This is a genomic window from Frankia sp. R43, from assembly GCF_001306465.1.
GTDB lineage: Bacteria > Actinomycetota > Actinomycetes > Frankiales > Frankiaceae > Parafrankia > Parafrankia irregularis.
In genome coordinates, this window is record NZ_LFCW01000013.1 from 120269 (window position 1) to 146894 (window position 26626).

11 protein-coding genes are annotated in these 26626 nt (G+C 72.7%); 8 read left to right on the top strand and 3 right to left on the bottom strand.

The features are described from left to right. Positions 1 to 130: 130 nt before the first annotated feature. The 3 genes from ACG83_RS38655 to groL all read left to right on the top strand — a co-directional run bounded on the left by ACG83_RS38655 (position 131) and on the right by groL (position 4792). Positions 131 to 1486, top strand: a complete 1356-nt coding sequence (locus tag ACG83_RS38655; protein WP_054571221.1) for a condensation domain-containing protein — start codon at positions 131 to 133, stop codon at positions 1484 to 1486. Beyond that, positions 1483 to 2748 carry a cytochrome P450 gene (locus tag ACG83_RS38660; RefSeq protein WP_200931453.1) on the top strand — a complete coding sequence of 422 codons (1266 nt, stop codon included), beginning with the start codon at positions 1483 to 1485 and terminating at the stop codon, positions 2746 to 2748. The genes ACG83_RS38655 and ACG83_RS38660 overlap by 4 nt, the downstream gene beginning before the upstream one ends. A 403-nt stretch (positions 2749 to 3151) precedes the next feature. Beyond that, positions 3152 to 4792, top strand: coding sequence for a chaperonin GroEL (gene groL, locus ACG83_RS38665; protein ID WP_054571223.1), 1641 nt, complete (start codon positions 3152 to 3154; stop codon positions 4790 to 4792). Between the two features lie 117 nt (positions 4793 to 4909). On the opposite strand, the gene ACG83_RS38670 is transcribed toward groL, so the two are convergent. Further along, positions 4910 to 5362, bottom strand: coding sequence for a DUF4334 domain-containing protein (locus ACG83_RS38670; protein ID WP_054571224.1), 453 nt, complete (start codon positions 5360 to 5362; stop codon positions 4910 to 4912). Between the two features lie 153 nt (positions 5363 to 5515). On the opposite strand from ACG83_RS38670, the gene ACG83_RS38675 reads away from it, so the two are divergent. Next, positions 5516 to 7006 (top strand): aldehyde dehydrogenase family protein, encoded by a 1491-nt coding sequence (locus tag ACG83_RS38675; protein ID WP_054571254.1) that lies wholly within the window; start codon positions 5516 to 5518, stop codon positions 7004 to 7006. 98 nt (positions 7007 to 7104) lie between these two features. Here the strand turns inward: ACG83_RS38675 and ACG83_RS38680 are convergent, their stop codons facing one another. Beyond that, positions 7105 to 7800 carry a GntR family transcriptional regulator gene (locus ACG83_RS38680; protein ID WP_054571225.1) on the bottom strand — a complete coding sequence of 232 codons (696 nt, stop codon included), beginning with the start codon at positions 7798 to 7800 and terminating at the stop codon, positions 7105 to 7107. Between the two features lie 906 nt (positions 7801 to 8706). Here ACG83_RS38680 and ACG83_RS38685 point away from each other — a divergent pair. Both ACG83_RS38685 and ACG83_RS38690 read left to right on the top strand, forming a co-directional pair. Then, the gene (locus tag ACG83_RS38685) at positions 8707 to 9909 is read left to right on the top strand and encodes an oxygenase MpaB family protein (RefSeq protein ID WP_054571226.1); all 1203 of its coding nucleotides are present in this window, start codon (positions 8707 to 8709) and stop codon (positions 9907 to 9909) included. 276 nt (positions 9910 to 10185) lie between these two features. Then, positions 10186 to 10713, top strand: a complete 528-nt coding sequence (locus tag ACG83_RS38690) for an NUDIX domain-containing protein (RefSeq protein WP_054571227.1) — start codon at positions 10186 to 10188, stop codon at positions 10711 to 10713. 86 nt (positions 10714 to 10799) lie between these two features. Here ACG83_RS38690 and nifJ read toward each other — a convergent pair whose 3' ends face one another. Next, on the bottom strand, positions 10800 to 14327 hold the full coding sequence (gene nifJ, locus ACG83_RS38695; RefSeq protein ID WP_054571228.1) for a pyruvate:ferredoxin (flavodoxin) oxidoreductase: 3528 nt from the start codon (positions 14325 to 14327) through the stop codon (positions 10800 to 10802). Between the two features lie 608 nt (positions 14328 to 14935). Between nifJ and ACG83_RS38700 the strand changes: the two genes are divergently transcribed. Both ACG83_RS38700 and ACG83_RS47825 read left to right on the top strand, forming a co-directional pair. Next, positions 14936 to 15820 (top strand): thioesterase II family protein, encoded by an 885-nt coding sequence (locus tag ACG83_RS38700; RefSeq protein WP_158230847.1) that lies wholly within the window; start codon positions 14936 to 14938, stop codon positions 15818 to 15820. A gap of 41 nt (positions 15821 to 15861) precedes the next feature. After that, complete coding sequence (locus tag ACG83_RS47825) at positions 15862 to 26598, top strand: type I polyketide synthase (RefSeq protein ID WP_054571230.1); 10737 nt, start codon at positions 15862 to 15864, stop codon at positions 26596 to 26598. Positions 26599 to 26626 lie beyond the last annotated feature (28 nt).

Consider the following 26626-nt stretch of genomic DNA (forward strand, 5'->3'; position numbering starts at 1 on the left):
CGATTTCCGTATCGGAACGGGAGGCCACTCATCGCCTTCTCGGGACAATGCTCCATCCGCGGGCCGGTGGAACCTTTCAGTGCTGCGTGATTCCAGAGGGCCAGGGATTGGAGGGCGTTGGATGTCCGGCATGCCCGTTGGTGACGGCAGCTGGCGGGAGGGCGATCTGAACTGTATGCAGATCGACTGGCTGCTCACCCAGCCGCAGTACCCGACGAGCCTCAGCCACGAGTACAACACGATCATCGGTGTGCCCGCCGACGGCGCCTCGATCTCGTCGGCGCTCGACGCGGTGCGTGCGTTCGTCTGCCGTCACGAGGCGCTGCGCACCGTGTTCGACGCAGTCGGAGCGGCGGCCTCCCGGCAGCGGGTCGCCCCGCCTCCGCGCGAGATCGGAGCGATCGAGCACATCGTGCGGACCGCCAGGCCCGGAAAGATGGCCCAGGAATGCCAGGAGGCGCTGCGGACTCCATTCCAGGTGTCCCGTGAGTGGCCGATCCGAGTCGTCCTGGAGACCGCTGCCTCCTCCTCGTCGGTCCGTGAGCTGGCTGTGATATGCGACCACAGCGCCGTCGACATGTGGGGCATGGTGGTGACTCGGGACGACATCACCCGCCTGCTGGGCGGAAATGCCGCCCCCGGCGGAGCATTTCGTCGCCCGGATCCCGCCGGGCCGGTGACGCAACCGCTCGACGTCACGGAATGGGAGCGTTCCCCGGCAGGCCGGCGGCATGCTGAGAATGCCCTGGTGTACTGGCTGGAACGGTTCGCGGAACTGGCCGAGTTCGCTGTGCCGGCGGATCCGGCCACGGTGCGGCCGGCGGGAGGCACCCCGGGGGACCTGCCCCACCACACGCTCACGTTGAGTTCGTCGGACCTCAACCGGGCCGCCACCACGGCGTCGCGGGTGCTGGGAGCGAGCCCCGCGACGATCTTCCTGGCCGTCTTCGGGATGGCGCTCTGCGAGCTCTTCGACGCGCCCGCCATCGGTGTTCTCAACCTCTACGCGAACAGGAACTCGGACGCGGATCTCCGCTCGGTGAGCAAGATGTTCATGAAGGCCCCGATCGTGATCCGCCGGCCGGCCGACGGGTACGGCCCAGCCGAGATCATGGCGTCGTGCCAGCGGCAGACCCAGGCGGGCCGGCGGTTCGCGCGCGTCGACCGCCGAAGGGTCAACAAGCTTCGCGACGCCCTCATCCCGGACGCCGGTTCGCCGGCGGTCGCCCGAGCGACCTTCAACTACATTCCGACCGGGCTCGGCCGCGGTGCCAGCGGTCTGGCCCCGGACGGCGCGGACGAGACCATCCACACCGAGCCCGTGCGCCGCCTCGCGGCCGCGCTCATGCTGATGGTCGTCCACGACACCGACTGCGTTCACCTGCGCCTGACCTGGCGGGACGACCTCATGGAGCCGCAGCGCGCCGAGTGGCTGCTGCGTTCGACGCAGGCTCGGATCGTCGAGCTCGCCTGCGGGAGCCGATGACCATGGACGCCGTCGGGGGTGAACGGGACGCAGGCCGTCTCGCGGCCGGAGCCGGAGCCATCGACCTGGCCTCGCCGGGGCCGTGTTCCACGACCGACCCGCATCCGTTCTACGCGGCGCTGCGGGCGGAGCGGGCCGTCCAGAAGGTGACGCTCGCGGGCGGCGTCGAGGCATGGCTCGTCCTGCGATACACCGAGGCGGTCGTCGCCCTCACCGACCCCCGGCTGCGCAAGGACTGGTCGGCCGCCGCACCGGACCTGCGGCAGGCGAAGATGGGGGACGGCCGCAGACGGACGGCGCGGCTGGGGCGGCACATGCTGAACTCCGACCCGCCGGATCACGGCCGCCTGCGGGGGGTGGTCTCCGGCGCCTTCGGTCCCCGGCGGCTGGGTGCGCTGCGGCCACGGATCCAGGAGATCGCCGACGAGCTGATCGACGGAATGCCGATGCGCGGCGAGGCGGATCTCATGGAGAGCCTGGCCTTTCCGCTCCCGATCACCGTCATCTGCGAGCTGCTGGGCGTCCCTCCTGAGCACGGCACCGATCTGCACCGCTGGTCCGCGGTGATTCTGGGCTCCGACAGCGATTCGGAGGAGACCCGCTGCGCGGTGGGCGAGATGCGCGGCTATCTGGCACGTCTGGTGGCGGAACGCCGCCGCCGGCCGACGCCGGATCTGCTCGGCGACCTCGTCCGCGCGGCGGATGCGGGCCGCCTCTCCGAGGACGAGCTCCAGGGGACCGTCTTCCTGCTTGTCTCCGCCGGTCACGAGACCACGGCGAGCCTGATCGGCAATTCCGTCCTCGCGCTGCTCCGGCATCCCGGACAGCTCGCGGCGCTGCGTGCGGACTGGTCTCTCCTCGACGACGCCGTTGAGGAGGTGCTCCGGTACGACGGACCGCTGGAGGCCACGACCTGGCGGTTCACCACCGAGGACGTGGAGCTGGGTGGAACCGCCGTTCCCGGTGGCGGCAGCCTGGTCCTCGTCGCGCTCGCGTCGTGCGACCGGGACGAGCGCCGCTTCCCGGATCCCGCGGCCTTCGACATCGGCAGAGCGCGCGGCCGCCATCTGGCCTTCGGCCACGGGATCCACTACTGTCTCGGCGCCCCGCTGGCGCGCATGGAGGCCCAGATCGCGATCCGGACGCTTTTCGAGAAGCGGCCAGGCCTGATGCTCGCCCTCGACCCCCGGGAACTTGCCCGGCGGCCGGGGGTTCTCCTCGGTGGTGTCGAGCGGCTCCCGGTGCGCTTCTCACCGCCTTAGGGCAGGGCGGGCGCCCAGGTGGCGGGGGCACTTCGGTGCTGTCCTGCCGGTGCCTGGCCTGGATGGCGGAGCCAGCGCAGGGGGCCGCTCGCTGGTCGGACGCCGGCATCCGTTCCTTTCCCCCCGGCCAGCCGCGCCGGAGGGGGCCGCGCCCCGGCGAGTGGATCCGACGTGCCGCGCGAGCCCATCGGTCCGATCGCGCACCGTGGTGGTCACCTCATTTTCGGGGACGCCGAGTGCCACGCCGTGACTTGTACAGTTGCTGGCACTCAGCTAGGGAGAGTGCCAACGTGTGGCGCGGCGGGGGCCTTCGGTCCGGGGCTCCTTCGTCTTTTCTCGTCAGGCACCCGCCAGCGCCTGGCACTCCTCCGTGCAGGCTTCGCCCCAGGAGGATTCACCACGCATGTCGAAGATGATCGCGTTTGACGAGGCGGCGCGGCGCGGCCTGGAGCGCGGGATGAACCAGCTGGCCGACGCGGTGAAGGTCACGCTCGGCCCCAAGGGGCGCAACGTCGTCCTGGACAACAAGTTCGGTGTTCCCACCGTCACGAACGACGGTGTGAGTATCGCGCGGGAGATCGAGCTCGAGAACCCGTACGAGAAGATCGGCGCGGAGCTCGTCAAGGAAGTCGCGAAGAAGACCAACGACGTCGCGGGTGACGGCACCACCACCGCGACGATCCTGGCGCAGGCGCTGGTGCGCGAGGGCCTGCGCAACGTCGCGGCCGGCGCGAACCCGCTCGCGCTGAAGAAGGGCATCGAGGCCGCCGCCGAGTGCGTGGCCCAGGAGCTCGGGCGGATGGCGAAGGACGTCGAGACCAAGGAGCAGATCGCCTCCACCGCCTCCATCTCCGCCGGTGACCCGGCCATCGGCGCCATGATCGCCGAGGCGATGGACAAGGTCGGCAAGGAAGGCGTCATCACCGTCGAGGAGAGCAACACCTTCGGCCTGGAGCTCGAGCTCACCGAGGGCATGCGCTTCGACAAGGGCTACATCTCGCCGTACTTCGTCACGGACACCGACCGCATGGAGACCGTCTACGACGACCCGTACATCCTGCTCACCAGCGCCCGGATCGCGGCGGTCAAGGAGCTGCTGCCGATCCTGGAGAAGGTCTCACAGGCCGGCCGGCCGCTGGTCATCATCGCCGACGACGTCGAGGGCGAGGCGCTGGCGACCCTGGTCGTGAACAAGATCCGCGGCACCTTCAAGAGCGTCGCGGTGAAGGCGCCGGGCTTCGCCGAGCGCCGCAAGGCCCAGGTGGCGGACATCGCGATCCTCACCGGCGGTCAGGTCGTCACCGAGGACCTCGGGCTGAAGCTGGAGAGCGCCACGCTGGACGTGCTGGGCCGGGCCCGCCGGGTCGTCGTCACCGCCGACGAGACCACCATCGTGGACGGAGCCGGCGACCCGGACCAGATCGCGGGGCGGGTCAACCAGATCCGCAGCGAGATCGAGCTGGCCGACCGCGACTTCGACCGGGAGAAGCTGCAGGAGCGGCTGGCGAAGCTCGCCGGCGGTGTCGCGGTCATCAAGGTCGGCGCGGCCACCGAGGTCGAGCTCAAGGAGAAGAAGCACCGCATCGAGGACGCCGTCTCGAACGCGAAGGCCGCGGTCGAGGAGGGCATCGTCGCCGGCGGTGGCGTCGCTCTCCTGCAGGCGTCCACCAGCGCCTTCGAGAAGCTCGAGCTCACCGGCGACGAGGCGACCGGGGCGGGCATCGTCCGGCTCGGGCTGGAGGCGCCGATCAAGCAGATCGCGTTCAACAGCGGCTTCGAGGGCGGCGTCGTGGTCGAGAAGGTGCGCAACCTCCCGACCGGCCACGGCCTGAACGCGGCCACCGGCGACTACGTCGACATGGTCGCCGCCGGCATCATCGACCCGGTCAAGGTCACCCGCTCGGCGCTGCAGAACGCCGCGTCGATCACGGGCCTTTTCCTCACCGTCGAGGTCGTCGTGGCGATCACCCCGGAGGACGCCGCCGCCGACGCGGCCGCCGTCGACGCGGCCGCCATGGGCCAGATGGGCGGGATGGGCTTCTGAGCCCACGGCTGCCGGCAGCCGACGTCACCTGCTGAGGGGAACCACCGAGCCGTGCGGGCCCGGTGGTTCCCCTCAGTCGTTACCGCGTCGGTCACGGGTGGGTCGGTCGCGGGTGGGTCAGTCGCGGGTGAGATGGAAGAAGAAGTCGGTGGGGCGGCCCTTGGTGTCCGTGACGCCGAGCACCACGTTCTCGGAGATCTTCCGGAAGACATCGATCATCGGCTGGTCGTCGTAGATCATCGCCGCGGAGACCTTGCCGCGGAAGCTCAGTTCCCGCAGGCGGGCCAGGCCCAGCCCGGCGAACGAGTAGAGGGTGCCGTCGCTGCGGCGGCATAACAGCGGGTCGGCGTGCTCCGCGTCAGTGAAATGTCGGCCGTACCACTTCATCCGGGTAAGCAGTACGCCCAGCTCGCGATCCGCGGTGAGCAGGCCGCCGCGCCAGCGGCCATACATGAACGTCGCTGGTACCGGATCGAGTTCGTCGAACAACGCCAGCAGCGGTTCCGCCGACTCGTTCGCGCCTGTCCTGATGAGCTCCAGGATGGCTGCCGCACTGCTCGTCAGTTTCATCTCATTCTCCCGGCACGGTGGCTGTGACTGTCGACGTCTCCCGGCCGCGCGAATTCGTGGGATCAGTGCGTGCTGCCGTCTCCCGCGTTGGCCTCATGGCCTGTATCGTGCCGGATACCAAATATATTGGATGTCTGCCCAGGGGTGTTGACGATGACCACCATGGCCGATCAGCCTGCTGTCTTAGTGACGCATCATCCGGCCACCGGTGCGGATGCCGCGTCCTATCCGGTCTCGGCGCCCGCCGACGTGCGCGCCGCGGTGGAGGCCGCCCGCGGCGCGGGCGAATGGTGGCGTTCCATCGGCTGGAAGCGCCGCCGCGCACACCTGGCGGCGCTGCGCCTGGCGATGGTCCGTGAGGTCGACACCCTGGCCGGGATCATCCGCGCCGAGACCGGCAAGCCGTTCGACGACGCGGTGCTCGAGATCATGCTGGCCGTCGAGCACCTGGACTGGGCCGCCCGCAACGCCCGTGCGGTGCTGCGTCCGCGCAAGGTGCGCACGGGGCTGCTGGCCGCCAACCAGAAGGCCATCCTCGAATACGCGCCGTTCGGGGTCGTCGGGGTCATCGGTCCCTGGAACTACCCGCTCTACACGCCGATGGGCTCGATCTCCTACGCCCTGGCGGCGGGTAACGCGGTGGTCTTCAAGCCCAGCGAGTACACCCCGGGTGTCGGGCGCTGGCTCGCCGACACGTGGGCGAAGCTGCTGCCCGCGCAGCCGGTGCTGCAGGTCGTCACCGGGTTCGGCGAGACGGGCGCCGCGCTGTGCGAGGCCGGCGTCGACAAGATCGCCTTCACCGGCTCGACGGCCACCGGCAAGCGGGTCATGGCCGCCTGCGCGCGCACCCTCACCCCGGTGGTGATCGAGGCGGGTGGCAAGGACGCGCTGATCGTCGCGGCCGACGCCGACCTCGACGCCGCGGCGAAGGCGGCGATCTTCGGCGGGATGGGCAACTCCGGCCAGACCTGCGCCGGAGTCGAGCGGGTCTTCGTCGTCGAAACCGTGTACGACGACTTCGTCTCCCGGGTCACCACCCTCGCGGCCCGGCTGCGCCCCGGCGACGGCGAGGGCGACCACTACGGGCCGATCACGATGCCCGCCCAGGTCGACATCATCCGGTCCCACATCTCCGACGCGCTGGGGCGCGGGGGGCGGGCCCTGGTCGGCGGGCTGGACGCGGTGAACGCGCCGTTCGTGGCGCCGGTGGTGCTTGTCGACGTGCCGTCCGACAGCCTCGCCGCGCGGGAGGAGACGTTCGGGCCGACCCTGGTCATCGACAAGGTCGCGGACCTCGACGAGGCCGTCCGCCGGGCGAACGACTCCCGCTTCGGGCTCGCCGCCTCGGTGTTCACCCGCAACCGACGCAGTGGGCTCGATGTGGCGCGCCGGCTGCGCACCGGGGCCGCCTCCGTCAACAGCGTGCTCGGGTTCGCCTCGATCCCGGCGCTGCCCTTCGGTGGTGTCGGCGACTCCGGGTTCGGCCGCATCCACGGTGCCGACGGCCTGCGGGAGTTCAGCCGGCCGAAGGCGATCACAAGCGTTCGCTTCGCCAGCCCCGTGGATCTGATGACACTGGAGCGCTCACCGAAGGCGGTGCCGAGCGCGCTGCGGATGTTCCGGCTGCGGCACGGGCGCCGGTGAACGGGCAGCGGGCCCGCTTCTGCGAGCGGGCACGGTTTCGGGCCCGGGCCCGGGCCCGGGCCCGGGCACGTGGCCGAGCGCCCGTGCGGTTACGGCCGTCACCACATGCCGAGTTTGGCGAGGTGGTTGATGAGGCGGTCGGCGCCGTCGGTGAAGTGGCGGACGGTGATGGCGCGGGCTTCTTCGGTGTTCTTGTTTTCGAGTGCGGTGAGCAGGGCGTCGTGGCGTTGGAGCATGTCGGCGCGCCAGGCCTGGTCGGTGGAGTAGAAGCGGGCGGGTGTGTAGCGGTTGGCGGTGTGGAGGAACCAGGAGAGTTTGCGGGCGTGGGCGAGCCGGTTGATGACCCGGTGGAACTCGAACTCGAGTTGTTCGATCTGGTCGACGTTCTCGGTTTCCACGGCGTTGCGGAGTGCTTGTTGGATGTCGTGGAGCTGGGTGAGGTGTGGGGGGTCGATGGTGGTGGCCGCGCGGGCGGCGAGTTCGCCGGCGATGTGGCCCTGGAGGTTGAACAGGTCGCGGACGTCCTGTTGGGACAGGGGGGTGACGACGTAGCCGCGGCGGGGTTCGAGTTCGACCATGTCCTCGCTGCGCAGGCGGACGAGGGCTTCGCGGACGGGGGTGACGCTGACGCCGAGTTCGCGGGCGACGTCGTCGAGGCGGATGTACTGGCCGGGCCAGATCTCGCCGGACATGATGAGGTCGCGCAGGTGCGCGGCGACCTCGTCGGCGAGTTGGGGTGCTCGCGGCAGCGGAGTGCCGCGGCGGGTGCGTGGTGTTCCGGCTGGCCTGGTCATGTGCCGCCCTTCCTGGTCGCCCGCCGCGGGATGTGTGAGCGGCCGGTCGCAGCGCTGCCTATCAAACATATGAGATATGAGACGGGTTGTGGTGGAACTGGGTGCCCACCTGCCGCGCGGCGCGATCACCGCTGCCCCCACGAGGGCCGAGCTCGGCCGCGGGTGCTGGCCAAGCCACTCGGGAGAACCAGGATCTCTGCGTCGACCAAGCCGTCTGAGTCGGCCGGGCCGGCGGGATCGGTCGGGCCGACCCGCTCGGCCGCGCACACGTCGCGAACCGAGAGGGGGCCGGGTGTCGGCAGACCGGTGAGGGCTGATTCGGGTGACCTTTTCAGGTGGATGCGATGAGCCTTTTCTGTCCTGCGCTGCCAGGTAGGGGATGTCGCGATCCTGAGGCGACGGTGGAAAGGGCTCGGTGTTCACTGATTGCCATGGAAGGTGATGGAATGCGTTAGGTGGTGTTCGCCTTCGTTGAAAATGGGCCCAAACCTCTGGCGTGTGCCGTGGTGGCGTACTAGATTCGCCTGGGATCCCAGAACCAGCTCTGACCGGCCATCCCAATGGAAATCGACCGTCGTACCGCGGTACCGCGGTACGAAAGGCCGCCTGCTGACCGGTCTCGGAAGCGCTCATCCTCACCTGGCCAGTGTGTTCTTCTGTCTGGTCGGGCGGGAACGCGCTGTTCGGATTCGATTCATCGACCATGCCCGCCGCCGTCATTGGTAAGTTCTGTCGCGCGCGGAGAACCCGTCCAGAAACAAGCCTTGCGCAATGCCCGGAACGTCGAATAACGTACTGGCAGTCGCCGCTCGTCGAACGAGTGGCCCTCCCCATTTGTTGGCGTGCTGCGTCGCTGTGATGCAGCAGGATTCCCTCGTGCTGTCGCTCTCGGGAAGCAGGTAAAAAATGAGCAATCTCCATCGGCGAGGTGTCCTGACCTTAGGCGCCGCGCTCGGTCTGGTCGGCGTCGCGGACGTGCTTCCGGCCTGGAGCGCCGTCGGCGGCGCGACCAGTTCCGGCACTCCTGCCAACTGGGTCTGGGACCCCGAGATCGACCAGATCATGGCCAACGTGTTCGACAACGGCCAGGTGGCCGCGGTCAACACGGCCATCCGTCCGTGGGTGGACAACAACGACCCACTGCCGACCGGTCTGCCGGCGCCCCTCGCCACCTGGCTGCAGAACCACAACAAGCTGCCGGCGTGGGCCGACATGACCAAGCTGAAGCGGGCCGCCGACTTCAACCGGCGCAAGGACACCTACCTGTTCATGCTGTACGGGCTCGGCAGCGGCATCATGAGCACGGTCATCCCGCGCGAGGCCAAGTCGGTGTACTGGTCCAAGGGCGGCGCCGACATGAAGGACCGCGCGGCGAAGACCTTCACCTTCGGCTACGACCTGAGCCAGCTGGCCGCGTTCGAACCGAGCGGCCAGTTCATCGTCACCGCGAACAAGACGCGGCTGGTGCACGCCACCGTCCGTCACATCCTGCCGACGCTGCCGAACTGGCTGGCGGTGGCGGACGAGCCCAACAAGATCCCGATCAGCAACGCGGACATCCTCGTCACCTTCCACAGCCTGGGTACCTTCGTGCACTCCAAGCTGAAGGAGTGGAAGGTCCCGATGTCGGCCGCCGACGAGGAGGCCTTCCTCCACTCGTGGCAGGTCGCGATCTCGCTGCTCGGTGTGCGGGACGAGTTCATCCCGGCGACGTGGAACGACGCGCACGCCCAGGCTGCGCAGGTGCTCACGCCGATCCTCACGCACACCTTCGAGGGCCAGGAGCTCGCCGAGGTTCTGCTCGGTCTCGTCTCCGAGGTCGACCTGGGCCTCACCCGGGGCTTCCTCAACGAGTTCACCCGCTACGTGCTCGGCGACCAGATCGCCAACTGGCTCAGCCTGCCCCGCGACTACATCTCGGCCGGCATCATCAAGATCGGCTGGCCGTCGTACATCGCCTTCCGTGAGGGGCTGCTGCCGCTCATGCCGGCCAACTTCTACCTGTTCGACCAGCTCATCCGCGCCATCGCCATGGCGTTCCTCAACGGGGGCACCTCGACCCAGACCACTCCGATCGAGATCCCCGACATGAACCGCCCGACCTCCTGACCTCAGGCACCGATTCACGGCAGATGCCCCGCGGCCCAGTGCCGCGGGGCATCTGCCCGTGGCGAGGGCATTCTGATCCGGCGCGGCCTGACCCATCCCGCCGCGGCCCGGCGGATGAGGGTCCTGCGAGTGCGCCGGCACCTGCGACACGCGGCACAGGAGCGGCCTCACCGGCGCCACGGCCATCGGGGCCAGCGTCGGCAGCGGGAACGTGCTCGCCGCCGACTCGAGCTGACGCGGCGACATCCAGCCTGACTCGCACTATGGTCGAGGATCATGCGGAACGCGTATTGCTCCCACTGCGGTACGAAATACCAGGCCGACGCGGGCTGGCCACGGCTGTGCGCCGACTGCGGTGAGACCACCTGGCGCAACCCGTCTCCGGTGGGGGTGGCGCTGGTGCCCGTCGTCGAGCCGGACGGCGGGCACGGCCTGGTGGTGATCCGCCGCGACATCGACCCGGGTCGTGGCGAGCTGGCGCTGCCCGGCGGCTTCATGGACGTCGGCGAGAGCTGGCAGGAGGCCGTCGTCCGGGAGCTCCGTGAGGAGACGGGAATCCTCTCGGACGCCGCCGAGGTCAGCCTGTTCGACCTGCACAGCAGCACCGACGGCTCGGTGCTGCTGGTCTTCGGCCTCCTGCCCGAGCGGCCCTGGGCCGACCTGCCGCCGGTGACGGCGACGGACGAGACGACGGAATGGCTGGTCGTCACCCAGCCGCAGCCGCTGGTGTTCCCGACCCACACCGACGCGCTGGCGTCCTACTTCGCCCGCCTCGCCCGCCAGGTGCCAGCCTCAACAAGCTGACCGGCTGACCGGCTGACCGGCTGCCTGGCTGCCTGGCGGCACCGCGAACCCGCGGGTCCCCGCGGACCGGGGACCCGCGGGCCGGATCAGCTGTCCGCGGCGGGCCCGCGGCCCTGCGCGGCCTCGCGCTCGTAGTTGCGCCACCGGCCGAGGATGTCGCTCTGCGCGAGCTCCTCCAGCCGGCCGGCCTCCGCCGGGTTGGCCCGGCTGAGCCGGGTGAACCGGGACTCGGCCGCCGCGAACTCGCTGAACGGGATCGACGGCGCCCGGGAGTCCAGCGAGAACGGCTGCTCCTCCTCGCGCGGGTCGAACCGGTACAGCGGCCAGTACCCGGACCGCACCGCCCGCTTCTGGTGCTCCATCCCGGCGGTCATGTTGATGCCGTGGGCGATGCAGTGGCTGTAGGCGATGATCAGCGACGGCCCGTTCCAGCTCGCCGCCTCGTTGAACGCCTTCACGGTGTGCGCGTCGTTGGCGCCGAGGGCCACCTGCGCGACGTACACGTCGCCGTAGGCCGCCGCGACCAGGCCGAGGTCCTTCTTGCGGGTCCGCTTGCCGCCGACCGCGAACTTCGCGACCGCCGCCCGCGGCGTCGACTTCGACGCCTGCCCGCCGGTGTTCGAATACCCCTCGGTGTCGAGGACGAGCACGTTGACGTCACGCCCGGAGGCGAGCACGTGGTCGAGGCCGCCGAAGCCGATGTCGTACGCCCACCCGTCGCCGCCGACGATCCACACGCTCTTCTCGACCAGGTCGTCGAGCAGGGCGTCCAGCCGCCCGGCGTGCTCCATGCCCGCCAGCCGGCGCCGCAGCTCGGCCACCCGGGCGCGCTGGTCGGCGATGCCGGCCTCGGTCGACTGATCGGCGTCCAGGATCGCCCCGATGAGCTGGTCGCCGACCAGGGCGCCCTCGGCACGCAGCAGCCGGCGGGCCTCCCGGGCCCGGGCGTCGAGCGCGAGCCGCATCCCAAGCCCGAACTCCGCGTTGTCCTCGAACAGCGAGTTGGCCCACGCCGGCCCGCGCCCCTCGGCATTCGTCGTCCATGGTGTCGTCGGCAGGTTGCCGCCGTAGATCGACGAGCAGCCGGTGGCGTTCGCGACCACGATGCGGTCACCGAACAGCTGGGTGAGCAGCTTCAGGTAGGGCGACTCGCCGCAGCCGGCGCAGGCCCCGGAGAACTCGAACAGCGGCTCCCGCAGCTGCGACCCGCGCACGGTCGTCGCCGACGCCAGCGCCGGCTCCACCGCGGGCAATGTCTCGTGGAACGCCCAGCTGGCCCGCTCCTCGACGAAGCGTGACGCCGCGTCGACCATGTCGAGGGCGCGGTGGTCCGGCATCTCGCGGCTCTTCGCCGGGCACGCCTCGACGCAGACCCCGCAGCCGGTGCAGTCGTCCGGCGCGACCTGGATGGTGAGGCGGTAGTCGCCCAGTCGCGGGTCCTTCGGCCGGGTGTGGCGGAACGTCGCCGGCGCGTCGGCGAGCCTGGCCGGGTCGAACAGCGTCATCCGGATGGCCGCGTGCGGGCAGACGATCGCGCACTTGCCGCAGCTGACGCACAGCTCGGCGTCCCACACCGGCAGCTCCCGGGCGATGCCGCGCTTCTCGTACCGGGCCGTCCCCACCGGGAAGGTGCCGTCGGCGGGCAGCGCGCTGACCGGCAGCTGGTCACCCTCACCGGCCATGATCCGCGCGGTGACCGTCCGGACGAACTCGGGCACGTTCCCGGTCAGCCGCGGGCGCGGCTGACCGCTGACCACGCGGCCGCGCAGATCCACCTCGTGCAGCGCGCCCAGCGCGCCGTCGATGGCCGCCATGTTGCGCCGCAGGACGTCCTCACCCCGCTTGTACTGCGCGGCGCGCACGCCCTCCTTGACCGCCGCGACCGCAGCCTCGGCCTCGAACAGCCCGGACAGCCGCAGGTAGCAGGTCTGCAGCACCGGGCTGACGATGCCGGGAATGCCCGCTGCCGCCGCCACCTGGTCGGCGTCGACGACGAACAGCCGCGCCTCCTTCTCCAGCAGATGGCGCTGCGCCTCGGCGGGCAGCCGGTCCCACACCCGGTCCGGCGGGTACGCGGTGTTGAGCAGCACCGTGGCACCGCGCCCGGCCACTGCCAGGACGTCGACCCGCTCCAGCAACGACGACTGATGGCAGGCCACGTACTGGGCGTCGCGGATCAGCCAGGGCGCGTCCACAGGCCGCGGCGCCAGCCGCAGGTGCGACACCGTCATCGAACCGGACTTCTTCGAGTCGAAGACGAAGTACGCCTGCGCGTGCAGCGGAGTGTGCTCACCGACGATGCCGGCCGTGGTCCGGGTCGCACCGACGGTGCCGTCGCTGCCCAGCCCGTAGAAGACGGCCCGCAGGACGTCGTCGGCCTCCGCCGGGAAACCGGCCTCGTCCACCGGCAGCGAAAGGTGGGTGACGTCGTCGTCGATGCCGACCGTCGCCTCGCGCCGCGGGTTCTCCCGGGTCAGCTCGTCGAACACGGCCGCCGCCATCGCGGGCGTGAACTCCTTGGAGGCGAGCCCGTAGCGGGCGCCGATGACCCGCGGCATCCGCTCCGGCCGTTCCGCGAGGGCCGCGATGACGTCGAGGCGCAGCGGCTCGCCGGCGGCCCCCGGCTCCTTCGTCCGGTCGAGGACGGCGATCGTGCGCACCGTCGTCGGCAGGCAGGCGAGGAACGCCCCGGTGTCGAACGGCCGGTACAGCCGGACCTGGACGAACCCGACCCGCTCACCGCGGTCGACCAGCCGGCTGACCGCGTCCCGCACCGCCGACCGGCCCGAACCCATGATCACCACGACCCGCTCGGCCTGCGGGTGCCCGTGGTACTCGAACAGCCGGTAGGCCCGTCCCGTCGCCGCGGCCAGCTGGTCCATCGCCTGCTGGACAGCGCCCGGGACCGCGGCGTAGTACGCGTTCGCCGCCTCCCGGGACTGGAAGAACGTGTCCGGGTCCTGGGTGGTGCCGCGGATCACCGGGCGGTCCGGGGACAGCGCCCGGCGCCGGTGTGCCTCGACGTGCCCGTCGGCCAGCAGCCCGGCCAGTGTCGGGTCGTCGATCAGCGTGACCTCGTTCAGCTCGTGCGAGGTACGGAAGCCGTCGAAGAAGTGCAGGAACGGAACACGGGTCTGCATGGTCGCGGCATGTGCGACCGCGGCGAGGTCGTGCGCCTCCTGCGGGGAGGCCGACGACAGCATGGCGAAGCCGGTCGACCGGGCCGCCATCACGTCGCTGTGGTCGCCGAAGATCGACAGTGCCTGTGTGGCCAGCGTCCGGGCGGCGACATGCAGAACCATCGGCGTCAGCTCGCCGGCGATCTTGAACATGTTCGGCAGCATCAGCAGGAGCCCCTGCGACGCGGTGAAGGTGGTGGACAGCGCACCCGCCTGCAGCGCACCGTGCACGGCGCCTGCAGCGCCACCCTCACTCTGCAGCTGCACCACCTCGGGCACCCCGCCCCACAGGTTCGGGCGTCCCGCCGCGGCCCACACGTCGGCGAGCTCGCCCATCCCCGAGGCCGGAGTGATCGGGTAGATGGCGATGACCTCGCTCGCCCGGTAGGCAACGGACGTGGCCGCCTCGTTGCCGTCGATCGTCTTCTGCCCCATGGAGCCAGAGTGCATGGAACAGGGCCGCGTCAGCCGAGGACATCGGCCCCCATTCCCGGGACTGATCTCCCAGGGCCCGCCCGACGGACCGCGCTCCGCGCCGGGGCGGAGATCACGGCTCGTCACCTGCCGGATGGCCTCGCGTCCTGCTCAGGCCCGCGCACCGTCTGCTCGGGCCGGCTCGGTGTACCGCCGGGTCCGCCGGAATCCGCCAGCGCATCTGCACAGGAATATGCGAAAGCATCGCATGGTGACCCGGACAAGGGGATCTGGCCGGCGAGGAGAAGATGGACCGGGAGAACTCCGAATTTCTGGTCGGGTAGGTGGTCCATATCGGTCGGGCGGCGAGGTATGCGGACCCCTATAAGGTCCCGGTAGGGGCACCGGGCCCGCCGGCCGGCCCGGTGGGTGTCGGATTGGCCAGGTGGGCGGGGGGTTTCCGGGCAGGATGGTCCGGATGTCGATCTCGGCCCTCTGATTAGGGGTCGTCAGTCGCCGCAGGGGTACGTCGGTTTAGGGGTTCCGAGCGGTCAACGACGATTCCTATCGTCTGCCGGGTGACGACACGCGTGCCCGGCCGGGGCGGGATATCGGGATCGGAGAATCCCTTGGCAGGGCCCCGTCGCCCACCCGCCGACGGCTCCGCTGTCGCTGCCGCCGTCCCTGATCGTCCCGGTGTCGATGGCGCGGATGTCGGCGGCGGCGCGGGGGCGACGCCCGGTTCGGGCGTGCCGGCGGACCGGGCGCTCCCGAGGAACCCATGGATTCATCGCGGCCGCGTCACGGGTGCGCGGATACGGCTGTACTGCTTTCCCTTCGCGGGTGGCAGCGCCGCGTCCTACCTCGGCTGGCAGGCGGAGCTCGGTGCGCAGGTGCAGGTCTGCGCGGTGGAACCGCCCGGCCGTCGGCAGCGCCGCCGGGAGCCGGCGATCCGCCGGATGGACGCCATGGTGGACGCGGTTGTCGCCGGCCTGCGGCCCGGCCTGGACGAGCCGTTCGCCTTCTTCGGCCACAGCCTGGGGGCGCTCGTCGCCTACGAGGTCGCCCGTCGGCTGCGAGCCGACGGCGGGCCCGAACCGGCCCTGCTCTTCCTCAGCGCCGCCGCCGCGCCGCACCTGCCCCGTCGGCGCAGGGAGATCGCGGCCCTGCCCGACACCGAGTTCATCGACGAGCTGCGGGGCCACGGCGGTACGCCGGAGCTCCTGCTGGCCGACCGCGAGACAATGCGCCTCTTTCTGCCGGCGCTGCGGGCCGATTTCGAGCTTTTCGAGACGTATCGACATCGCCCGGGAGATCCTCCGGGATGCCCCGTCCATATCTACGGCGGTCGGACGGACACCAGCGTTAATACCACGCAGCTGCGGGCGTGGCGGGCTCTGCTGCCCACGACCGTCGAGGTCCGTACCTTTCCCGGTGACCATTTTTACCTGAATGCTGACCGGCCGGCACTGCTCGCCGCAGTGGCCGAGCGCCTGGCCGGCAGGTGGGAGTGACGGTGGTGTCCAGTTCGTCCAGGGGAATACCCGGTTCGTCCATGGGAAGGTTCGGCTCGCCCAGGAGAAACGGGACCCGCGATGGTGCGCTGTCGCCGGACGGCATCGCCGTGATCGGCGTGGCCTGCCGGCTTCCTGGCGCGGCGACGCCGGACGCCTTCTGGCGACTGCTGCGCGACGGTGTCAGCGGCGTCGGTGAGATGCCGGCCTGGCGTTGGGCCGGAACCAGTCCTGACGATCGCGCTGGGGCTGGGGCTGGGGTCGGGGCCGGCTCCGACGGGCAGTTCCTGCCGCCCGCGGGCAGCCCGCTGCGTCACGGGGCGTTCCTGACCGATGTCGACCGCTTCGACGCGTCCTTCTTCGGGATCTCCCCGCGCGAGGCCGCGGTGCTGGATCCGCAACAGCGGCTCGCCCTGGAGCTGGCGTGGGAGGCCATCGAGGACGCCGCCATCGTGCCCGCCACGCTGCGCGGAAGCGCGACCTGCGTGCTCGCCGGAGCGGTCGGCGCCGACTTCGCCTGGACACTGGCCGCCCACGGACCGGAGGGGATCACCCCACACACCTTCACCGGCGTGCAGCCGGCCGTCATCGCCAACCGGGTCTCCTACCTGCTGGGCCTGCGCGGGCCGAGCCTCACCGTGGACGCGGCGCAGGCATCGTCCCTGGTGGCCGTGCACATGGCTGCCGAGAACCTGCGCCGTGGCGAGTCCACCTGTGCGCTCGTCCTCGGGGTGCATCTCAACCTCGCGCGGGAGCGTGCGCTGGCCACCGCCGCGTTCGGCGGCCTGTCGCCGACCGGTCGCTGCCGGGTCTTCGACGCCGGCGCCGACGGCTTCGTGCGCGGCGAGGGCGGGGTGGCCATCCTGCTCAAGCCCCTGGCCCAGGCGATGGCCGACGGCGATCCGATCCGCGGCGTGATCCTGGGCAGTGCCGTCAACAACGACGGTGGCGGGCCGTCGCTGGCGCACCCGAGCGCCGCGGCGCAGGCGGAGCTGCTGCGCGGGGCCTACCGGCAGGCGGCGGTGGACCCGGCGGACGTCCAGTACGTCGAGTTGCACGGGACGGGCACACCGGCGGGCGACCCGGTGGAGGCCGCAGCGCTCGGCGCCGCGTTCGGATCGTCGCCGCGTCCCGGCCGACCGCTGCTCGTCGGTTCGGCCAAGACCAACGTCGGCCACCTGGAGGGCGCGGCCGGTCTCGTCGGCCTGCTGAAGGTGATCCTGAGTATCGAAGCGCGGCAGCTGCCGCCGAGCCTGAACCACCACAGCGCCCATCCGCGGATCCCGCTCGACGAGCTGAACCTGCGGGTGCAGACCGAGCTCGGACGGTGGCCCCGCCCCCAGGAACCGCTGCTGGCCGGGGTGAGCTCGTTCGGGGTGGGTGGCACGAACTGCCACGTCGTGGTGGGCGAGGCGCCCATGGCCCCGCCCGATCGGTGTGGCGGGCTCGAGGACGACTCCGAGATCATCGAGCTGGGGAGCGCCCGCGACGCCCGCGACGCGCTCGACGCGGCCGCGGCCGGCGCGGAACTCGCGGAGGGTACGGAGTACGCGGACGGGTCGGAAGACGTGGAGGGCGCCGCGGCCTGTCCGATGCCCTGGGTGCTGTCGGCCCGGGATGAGGCGGCGCTGGCGGCGCAGGCCACCCGGCTGCGGGAGCACCTCGCGGGCCGGCCGGACTGGTCCATGCGGGATGTCGGTCATTCCCTGGCCACCACTCGGTCGTTGTTCGAGTACCGGGCGGTCCTGCTCGGTGGCGGCCGGGCCCAGCTGCTGGGCGAGCTCGACGCGCTGGCACGACACGCCCCTGGGCCCGCGGCCGTCGTCGGGCGGGCGACCGCCGTCCGGCAGCCGGGCGAGGCCCGGCACTCGGACGACGTCGCGTGGGCGGGCGGGGACGCCGGTGCGGAGCCGTCCGGGAGGTCCGGCGGGACCGTGTTCGTCTTTCCCGGGCAGGGCTCGCAGTGGGCCGGGATGCTCGCCGGCCTGCTGGACACGTCCGAGGTCTTCCGCCGTCAGCTGGTGGCGTGCGGCGACGCGCTCGAACCGCATCTCGACTGGCGGCCCGCGCGGGTCCTCCGCGGCCGGGACGAGCTCCCCGACCTGGAGCGGGTCGATGTCGTCCAGCCGCTGCTGTTCGCCGTGATGGTTTCCCTGGCCCAGGTGTGGCGGTCCTACGGGGTGCGCCCCGCCGCTGTCGTCGGGCACTCCCAGGGCGAGATCGCCGCGGCCTGTGTCGCCGGCGTGCTCTCCCTGCGGCAGGCCGCGCGGATCGTGGCGGTGCGTGCCCGTGCCCTGCGTGCGCTGACCGGCCGGGGCGGGATGGTCGCGGTAGCCTTGGGCTCCGAGGCCGTCGAGACCTGGCTGGCCGAAGCGCGGTCCGGCGGCCTGGCCGGAGAGTTCGACGGCCTGCACGTCGCCGCCGCGAACGGTGCCGCGTCAAGCGTGGTCGCGGGGGAGCCCGTGGCGCTCACCCGGCTCGTCGCGGCCTGCGAGGCCGACGGCATCCGCGCGCAGCGGCTGCCGGTGACCTACGCCTCGCACTCTCCGCAGGTGGAGCAGCTGCGGGACCGCCTCCTCGCCGATCTCGGCGATCTCGGCGCGGCCCGTCCCACCGGGCGTGCGGGGCGCGTCGCGTTCTACTCGTCGGTGAGCGGCGGCCGGCTCGACGCCGCCGGCATCACGACCGCCTACTGGTACCGCAACCTGCGCGAGCCCGTTCGCTTCGAGGCCGCCACCCGGGCGTTGCTCGCCGCGGGGCATCGCGTGTTCATCGAGGTCAGCCCGCATCCGGTGCTGGCCGCCAGCGTGCGGGACACCGCCGACGACGAGGCGGAGCGCTCCGAGATCGGTCCGGTGACGGTCATCGGGTCGCTCCGCCGGGACGACGGTGGCCCCCGGCGGATGCTGACCTCGGTGGCCGAGGCGCTGGTCGCGGGGGTGGATGTCGATCTGCGAGGCTGCTTCGGCCCGGGCACCGCGCGGCGGGTCGCCCTGCCGACCTATCCGTTCCAGCGCACGCGTCACTGGCCCGGCGTGGCCGTCCCCGCCTCGGCGAATGTGCCGGGGGCAGCGGACCTCACGGATTCGGAGGGCGTCCAGGATCTTTCCGCCGGCCCGGTCCTGCCGGATGCCGCGGACGCACCGGAAGTCTCCGGGTCGCCGGCTGTCCCGGCTGTCCCGGCTGTCCCGGCTGTTTCGGCTGTCCTGGGTGTCCCGGCTGCTCCAGGTGCGCGGGGTGCCGGGCCGGGGACGGGAGCCGAGGCGCTTCGCGACCGGCTGGGCGGCCTCACGCCCTCGGCGGCGGACGCGGCCCTCCTCGACCTGGTGCGGGAGCAGACGGCGCGGGTCCTCGGGCACGCCGACCTGTCCACCGTCGACCCGGACCGCCCGTTCGACGACCTGGGCCTCGACTCGCTGACGGCCGTCCGCCTGCGTGATCGGCTGGCCGCGGCCACCGGCCTGCGGCTGCCGAGCGGACTGCTGTTCAACCAGCCCACGGCGCGCCGGCTCGCCCGCCACCTGAGGTTGACGCTGCGTCCTGAGCCGACATCGCGTCGGGCACCGGGCGCGGCGGGCGGCGGGGCCCGCCGACCTGAGATCACGTACCGGGACGAGACGGCGGGTCGCGACGAGGACCGGCGCCGGGACGAGAACGAGACGCTGTCGCGGGATCCGATCGCCATCGTGTCGATGGGTTGCCGCTACCCCGGGGGTGTCCGCTCGCCCGAGGACCTGTGGCGCCTGGTCGTCGACCGCGCGGACGCCACCGGAGAGGTCCCGCGGGTCCGCGGCTGGGACCGGCTCGACTGGTATCACCCCGGGCCCGAGCCGCGGCCGGGCAGATCCTACACCCGGCGCGGCGGGTTCCTCGCCGACGCGGACATGTTCGACCCCGAGTTCTTCGGCATCAGTCCACGGGAGGCGCTGGCGCTCGACCCGCAGCAGCGGGTGCTGCTGGAGGTCGCCTGGGAGACCCTGGAACGCGCGGCGATCGTTCCCGCCAGTCTGCGTGGCTCGGCGACCGGGGTGTTCGTCGGTGCCATGGCGGCCGACTACGGCCCACGTCTGCATGAGGCCCGCGGGGACGTCGCCGGCTATGTCCTGACCGGGACGACGGGCAGTGTCGTGTCCGGCCGGCTGGCCTACGTGCTGGGCCTCGAGGGGCCGGCGGTGACCGTGGACACCGCCTGCTCGTCGTCGCTGGTCGCGATGCACCAGGCCTGCGCGGCGCTGCGGGCCGGCGAGTGCGATCTGGCGCTGGCCGGCGGGGTGGCCGTCCTGGCCACCCCGGGCCTGCTCATCGAGTTCAGCCGGCACCGTGGGCTGTCGCCCGCCGGCCGCGTCCGGCCGTTCGCGGCCGCCGCCGACGGCACGGCCTGGGCGGAAGGCGCGGGCCTGCTGCTGCTGGAGCGGCTGAGCGATGCCCGCCGCAACGGTCGCACGGTGCTGGCCGTCCTGCGGGGCAGCGCGATGAACCAGGACGGCGCGAGCAACGGGCTGACCGCCCCGAACGGCCCGTCGCAGGAGCGGGTGATCCGTCGTGCCCTGGGCGACGCCGGGCTCGCCCCGGCGGATGTCGACGCGGTGGAGGCGCACGGCACGGGGACCACGCTCGGGGACCCGATCGAGGCCGACGCGATCATCGCGACCTACGGTGCGCGAGACGGTGGACGTCCGCTGTGGCTGGGGTCGCTCAAGTCGAACCTCGGCCACCCGCAGGCCGCGGCGGGTGTCGGCGGGGTCATCAAGATGGTGCAGGCGCTGCGCCATGAGCTGCTGCCGGCAACGCTGGGCGTGGACGAGCCGACCCCGCATGTCGACTGGTCCGCCGGCACGGTCCGGCTGCTGACGGAACCGGTCGCCTGGCCGGTGCGGGCCGGTCGCCCCCGGCGCGCCGGTGTGTCGTCGTTCGGCATCAGCGGCACGAACGCGCATGTCATCGTGGAGCAGGGCGATCCGCTCCCGGACGTGGCCGCGCAGCCAGCCGGCGCCGGAGCGGCCGGCGCCGGAGCGGCCGGCGCCGGGGCTGTCGGTCCGTCCGCCGTGACCACGGCGATGCCGTTCGTGCTCTCCGCGGCCCGTCCGGATGATCTGGCCGGCCAGGCCGCCCGCCTCGTCGACCAGCTGCGCCGGGAGGAGCAGACGCCGCTGGCGGCGCTCGCTCAGGCGCTGGTCACGACCCGCACGGCGCACCCCAGCAGGGCCGCGGTCGTCGCCCGCACCCGGGAGGAGCTCCTCACCGGGCTGGCGGGGCTCCTGCCCGCGGACGTGGCGGACGCGTCGGGCGGGGCGTCTGGCGATCGATCGAGTGATCGATCGAGTGCTGGCTCGAGCGATGCGGTCACCGCGATCTCCGGCCGGCTGCCGCGGGTCGTGCGAGGCCAGGCGCTGGCGGGCCGGATCGCGTTCGTCTTCCCCGGGCAGGGTGCACAGTGGGAGGGCATGGCCGCGGGGCTGCTCGACTCCTCGGCGGTCTTCCGCGACCGGATGCGGGCCTGTGACGACGCGCTGCGGCCGCATGTGGGCTGGAACCTGCTCGACGTGATCACCGGTTCGGCGGACGCGCCACCGCTGGACCGGGCCGAGGTGCTGCAGCCCGCGCTGTTCGCGGTGATGACGTCGCTCGCAGCCCTGTGGCGGGCGCACGGGGTCGAGCCGGACGCGGTGGTGGGGCACTCCCAGGGCGAGATCGCCGCCGCGGCCGTCGCCGACGTGCTGAGCCTCGCCGACGCCGCGCGCGTCGTCGCGCTGCGGGCCCGGGTGCTGGGCCGGCTGCGCGGCCGGGGCGGCATGGTCGCTCTGCAGGTCGGGGCGGCACGAACCACCGAACTGCTCGCGGACTGGCCGGACCGGCTGTCGATCGCCGCGGTCAACGGCCCGGACAGCACCGTCGTCTCCGGTGCCGACGAGGCGCTCGGCGCGCTGCTCGCCGCCTGCGAGCGGGCGAAGGTGCACGCGCGCCGGGTGCCGGTCGACTACCCTTCGCACAGCCCGTACGTGGCGGAGGTCCGCGCCGAGCTGCTCGCCGCGCTGGAAGGCCTCACGCCGTCCACCGGTTCGGTTCCCTTCTACTCCACGCTGACCGGGGCGCGTGCGGACGGCCGCGGGCTCGACGCCGAGTACTGGTACCGCAACCTGCGCGAACCGGTGCGGTACGAGCAGGCCTGCCGCGCGCTGCTCGACGCCGGGCACCGGGTGCTCATCGAGATCAGCCCGCACCCGGTCCTGACTGTCAGCAGCATGCAGACGTCCGAGGCGCACGGGGTCACCGCGGCGGCCGTCGGAACCCTGCGCCGGGGCGAGGGCGACCTCGACCGGTTCATGGTCTCCCTCGCCGAGGCCCACACCCACGGTGTCAGGCCCGACTGGTCGGCGGTGCTGCCCCGGCCGTCCGGGCGCGCGACGCCGCTGCCGACCTACGCGTTCGCCCGGACGTCCTACTGGCTGCCGCCGGTCGCTCCCGCCGCGGTGGCCGTGGCCGACAGCGGGCTCGACGCGGCCGGGCATGGGCTGCTCACCGCGGTGGTGCGCCTCCCCGACGGTCAGCGGATCCTGACCGGCCGCCTCTCGCCGGCCGCCCAGCCCTGGCTCGGGGAGCACCAGGTGCACGGCACGGTGGTGCTGCCCGCGGCCGCGGTCCTCGACCTCGCCCTGCACGCGGGGCGAGCCGCCGGCACACCGTGGCTGGACGAACTGACGCTGACCGCACCCCTGACCCTGCCAGCGCCGGCGCCCGGTGGATCCGGCGTCGCCGTCCAGCTGCATCTGGCGGCGGCGGACGAGTCCGGGCGGCGCGGCTTCGCCTTCTACTCCCACCCGGGCGGCGCTTCCCACCCGGGCGGCGCTGATGCTGCCGCGGCCGGCGGGCTCGGCGCCACCGGGAGCGCCCCGGCGAACGGCGCGGGTGACGAGCCGGACGGCGAGGGCGGGTGGGTGTGCCACGCCACCGGCTGGCTGGCCCGCGAACCCGCCGACGCGCTGTCGGCAGACGTCGCGGGGGACTGGCCGCCGGCCGCCGCGCTGTCGGTGGACGTCGCGGGGGACTGGCCGCCGGCCGGGGCGGTGCCGGTCGACATCGCCGACGGGTACGAACTGCTGGCTGACCGCGGCCACGGCTACGGCCCGTCCTTTCGGGGGCTCACCGCGCTGTGGGCGGACGGCGACGAGCTGTACGCCGAGGTGGAGCTGTCCCCGGGGGATGAGCGGGGCACACCTGAACCACCGGGAGCGGGGTTCGCGCTGCACCCGGCGCTGCTGGACGCCGCCCTGCACCCGTTGCTGCTCGCGGCGTTCGGCGCCACACCCGGCCCCGGCGACGCGCCAGCGGGTCCTGGTTCCGCGGATCCCGGCCCTGGTTCCGCGGTGCCGTCGGCCGCGCCGACGACGGTGGCTGACGGCCCGCTGCTCCCGTTCTCCTGGCGAGGCGTGAGCCTGCACGCCGTCGGCGCGACCAGGCTGCGGGTGCGGCTGACTCGAACCGGCCCCCATCGAGCCGAGCTGCGGCTGCAGGATGCAGACGGCCGGCTGGTGCTGCAGGTCGGCGAACTCAGCCTGCGCCCCGCACCCACCCAGCCCGGATCCGCGGGCCCGGGCTCCTACCGGCTCGGCTGGGTCCGCGGCCTGGAGCGGCCCGGCTCGCCGGCCGCGGCCACGGGCTGGGCTCTGGTCGGCGACCTGCCGCCGTCCATCGTCGAGCGGGCGGGCAGCATCGTGCGTGGCGCCGGGCACGCGGGCGCGGGCGACGGCGGCGCCGTCCCCCACTATCGAGACCTGACCGAGCTGCGCGCGGCTGTGGCGGCCGGCGCCGGTGCGCCGAGCGTGGTGTTCCACCCCGCGCCGGTCGCGGAGCCGGACCGCCTATCGGATCCGGCGGCGCCGGTGGAAGCGGTCCACCGTGCCACCGGCGCCGCCGTCGATCTGCTCCAGCAGTGGTTGCTGGACGAGACCTTCGCGGACAACCGGCTGGTTCTGGTCACCCGCGGCGCAGTCCAGGCCGGTGACGCCGACCGGCCCGCCAGCCTGGCCGGCGCGGCGGTGTGGGGGCTCGTCCGGTCAGCGCAGACGGAGAACCCGCGCCGGCTCGCTCTGCTCGACCTGGACGTCGGTGACGGGCCTGCGCCCGCGGAGGCGTTGACCGCAGCTGGTGGCGGCGCCGAACCACAGCTGGCCGTCCGGGCCGGCGAGATGGTCGTCCCCCGCCTGGCCGGGCCGACCGGCAACGGTTCCGTCGGCAATGGTTCCGCCGGCAACGGTTCCGCCGGCGGCGGGCCGGCGGGTGGCGGGCCTGCTGACGGCCGGTCTGCGGGGGGCGGGCTCGTGCTGCCGCCCGGGGACGGCTGGCGGGTGGATCTGACCAGCCGGGGAAGCCTGGACAACCTGGCCGTGGTCGCCGGCGACGCGGACCGTCGGCCGCTCGCGGCCGGGGAGGTGCGCATCGCGGTGCGCGCCGCCGGTGTCAACTTCCACGACCTGGTCCTCGCGCTGGCCATGGTGGACGACCCGGGCGGAATCGGGCTGGAAGGCGCCGGTGTCGTGACGGAGGTCGGCCCCGGCGTGCCGGGAATCCGCCCGGGTGACCGCGTGATGGGCCTCTTCCCGGACGCGTTCGGGCCGGTGGCGGTGGCGGATCACCGGCTGCTGACGGCGGTGCCGGACTCGTGGACCTTCACCGAGGCGGCCACCGTGCCGGCCGCCTTCCTCACCGCCTACTACGGGCTGCGGGAACTCGCCGGGCTGCGCGCCGGGCAGCGGGTGCTCATCCACGCCGCCACCGGCGGGGTCGGCCTGGCGGCGATGCAGCTGGCACGCCTGGCCGGCGCCGAGGTCTTCGCCACGGCGAGCCGGGCGAAGTGGGATGTCCTGCACGCGGCGGGCCTCGACGAACGGCATGTGGCGGACTCCCGCGGTACCGACTTCGACCAGCAGGTGCTCGCGGCGACCGACGGGCAGGGCGTCGACGTCGTACTGAACTCGCTGGCCCGGCAGCGGGTCGACGCGGGCCTGCGCCTGCTGCCGCGCGGTGGCTGGTTCGTGGAGCTCGGCAAGACCGACCTGCGGGATCCCGCCCAGGTCGCGCGGGAGTACCCCGGTGTCTCCTACCAGGCCTTCGACGTCACCACCGACCCGGGCCCGGACCATACGGCGCGCATGCTCGCCGCGCTGGCGGCCTCGTTCGCGGACGGATCGTCGCGGCCGCTGGCGCTGACCGCCTATCCGATGTCGCGTGCCGGCGAGGCCTTCCGAACGCTCTCCCTGGCCCGGCATGTCGGCAAGCTCGTCCTCGTCCCGCCCCGCCGGCTGGACCCCGACGGCACCGTGCTGATCACGGGTGGCACCGGGCGGCTGGGCGGCCTGGTCGCGCGTCGCCTCGTCACCGGGCACGGCGCGCGGCACCTGCTGCTGGCGAGCCGCCGCGGCGTGACGGGTGACGACGGCGTGACGGGTGACGACGGCGCGGCGGGTGCTGACGGCGTGGCGGGTGCCGACGGTGCGGCCGGGACGGGTGGTCTGGTCGACGAGCTGCGCGGGTTGGGCGCCCAGGTGACGGTGGTCGCCGCGGACGTCTCCGACCGGGCCGGCGTGGCCGCTGTCCTGTCGGCGATCCCGCCCGAGCGGCCACTCACGGCCGTGGTGCACGCCGCGGGCGTGCTGTCGGACGCACCTGTGTCGGCACTCACCGCGGAGCAGCTCGAAGCGGTGCTGCGCCCGAAGATCGACGCCGCCTGGCACCTGCACGAACTCACCCGCGACCGTGACCCGGCGGCCTTCGTGCTCTTCTCCTCGATCGCCGGCCTGCTCGGCAACGCCGGCCAGGGCAACTACGCCGCGGCCAACGCCGCGCTCGACGCGCTGGCCGGGAACCGGCGACACGCGGGCCTGCCGGCTGTCTCCCTCGCCTGGGGGCTGTGGGAGGCGTCCAGCGGCATGACCGGGCAGCTGCGCCAGGCCGACCTGGACCGGATGGCGCGCACCGGCCTGGTTCCCCTGCCGACGGACCAGGCACTGCGCCTGTTCGACGAGGCCCTGAGCACCGACCGCGCCGTCGTCGTCCCGGCACGGCTGGACCAGGCGGCCCTGCGCCGCACCACCGCCGCGGCCCTGCCCGCGGTGCTGCGCGACCTCGCCCGCGCGACGGAGCCGCCGCGCGTCCTGGCAGACCAGGCCGCGGCTGGTGGTGCCGACGCCCGCGGTGGGCCCGATGGGCCCGGCAGCCTGGGCAACTCCCGGGACTCGATCCGCGGGCGGCTGGCCGGCCTGCCCGAACCACTGCGCCGGCGGCAGCTGCTTGACCTGGTGCGTACCCACGGAGCCGCGATTCTCAGCCTGCCTGGTCCCGGTGCGATCGGGTCCGACCGCACCTTCCGGGAGCTCGGCGTGGACTCGCTCACGGCGGTGGAGCTGCGAAACCGGATGTCGGAAGCCATCGGGCTGCCGCTGCCGGCGACGCTCGTCTTCGACCATCCGACGCCGGCCGCGCTGGCGGACCGCCTGCTCGCGGACCTGTTCCCCCCGTCGGACCGGTCCCCGCGACCCGCCGACCCGGCCCCTGACCAGGCCGACCCGGCCCTCCCGGTAGACCGAGCAGACCAGGTCGACCTGGCAGACCTGGCAGATCTGGCAGACCAGGTCGACCCGGCAGTCCCCGTGGACCCGGACATCAGCGACGTCGACCCCACGGCACCGGACGCGGAGGACGTCGAGCGGCGCCTGGCACTCGCCTCCGCCGAGGAGCTGTTCTCCATCATCGACCAGGAACTGCGTGTGCCCGGAGGGTGACGCCCACGCCCGCGGCCTGTCGCCGCCC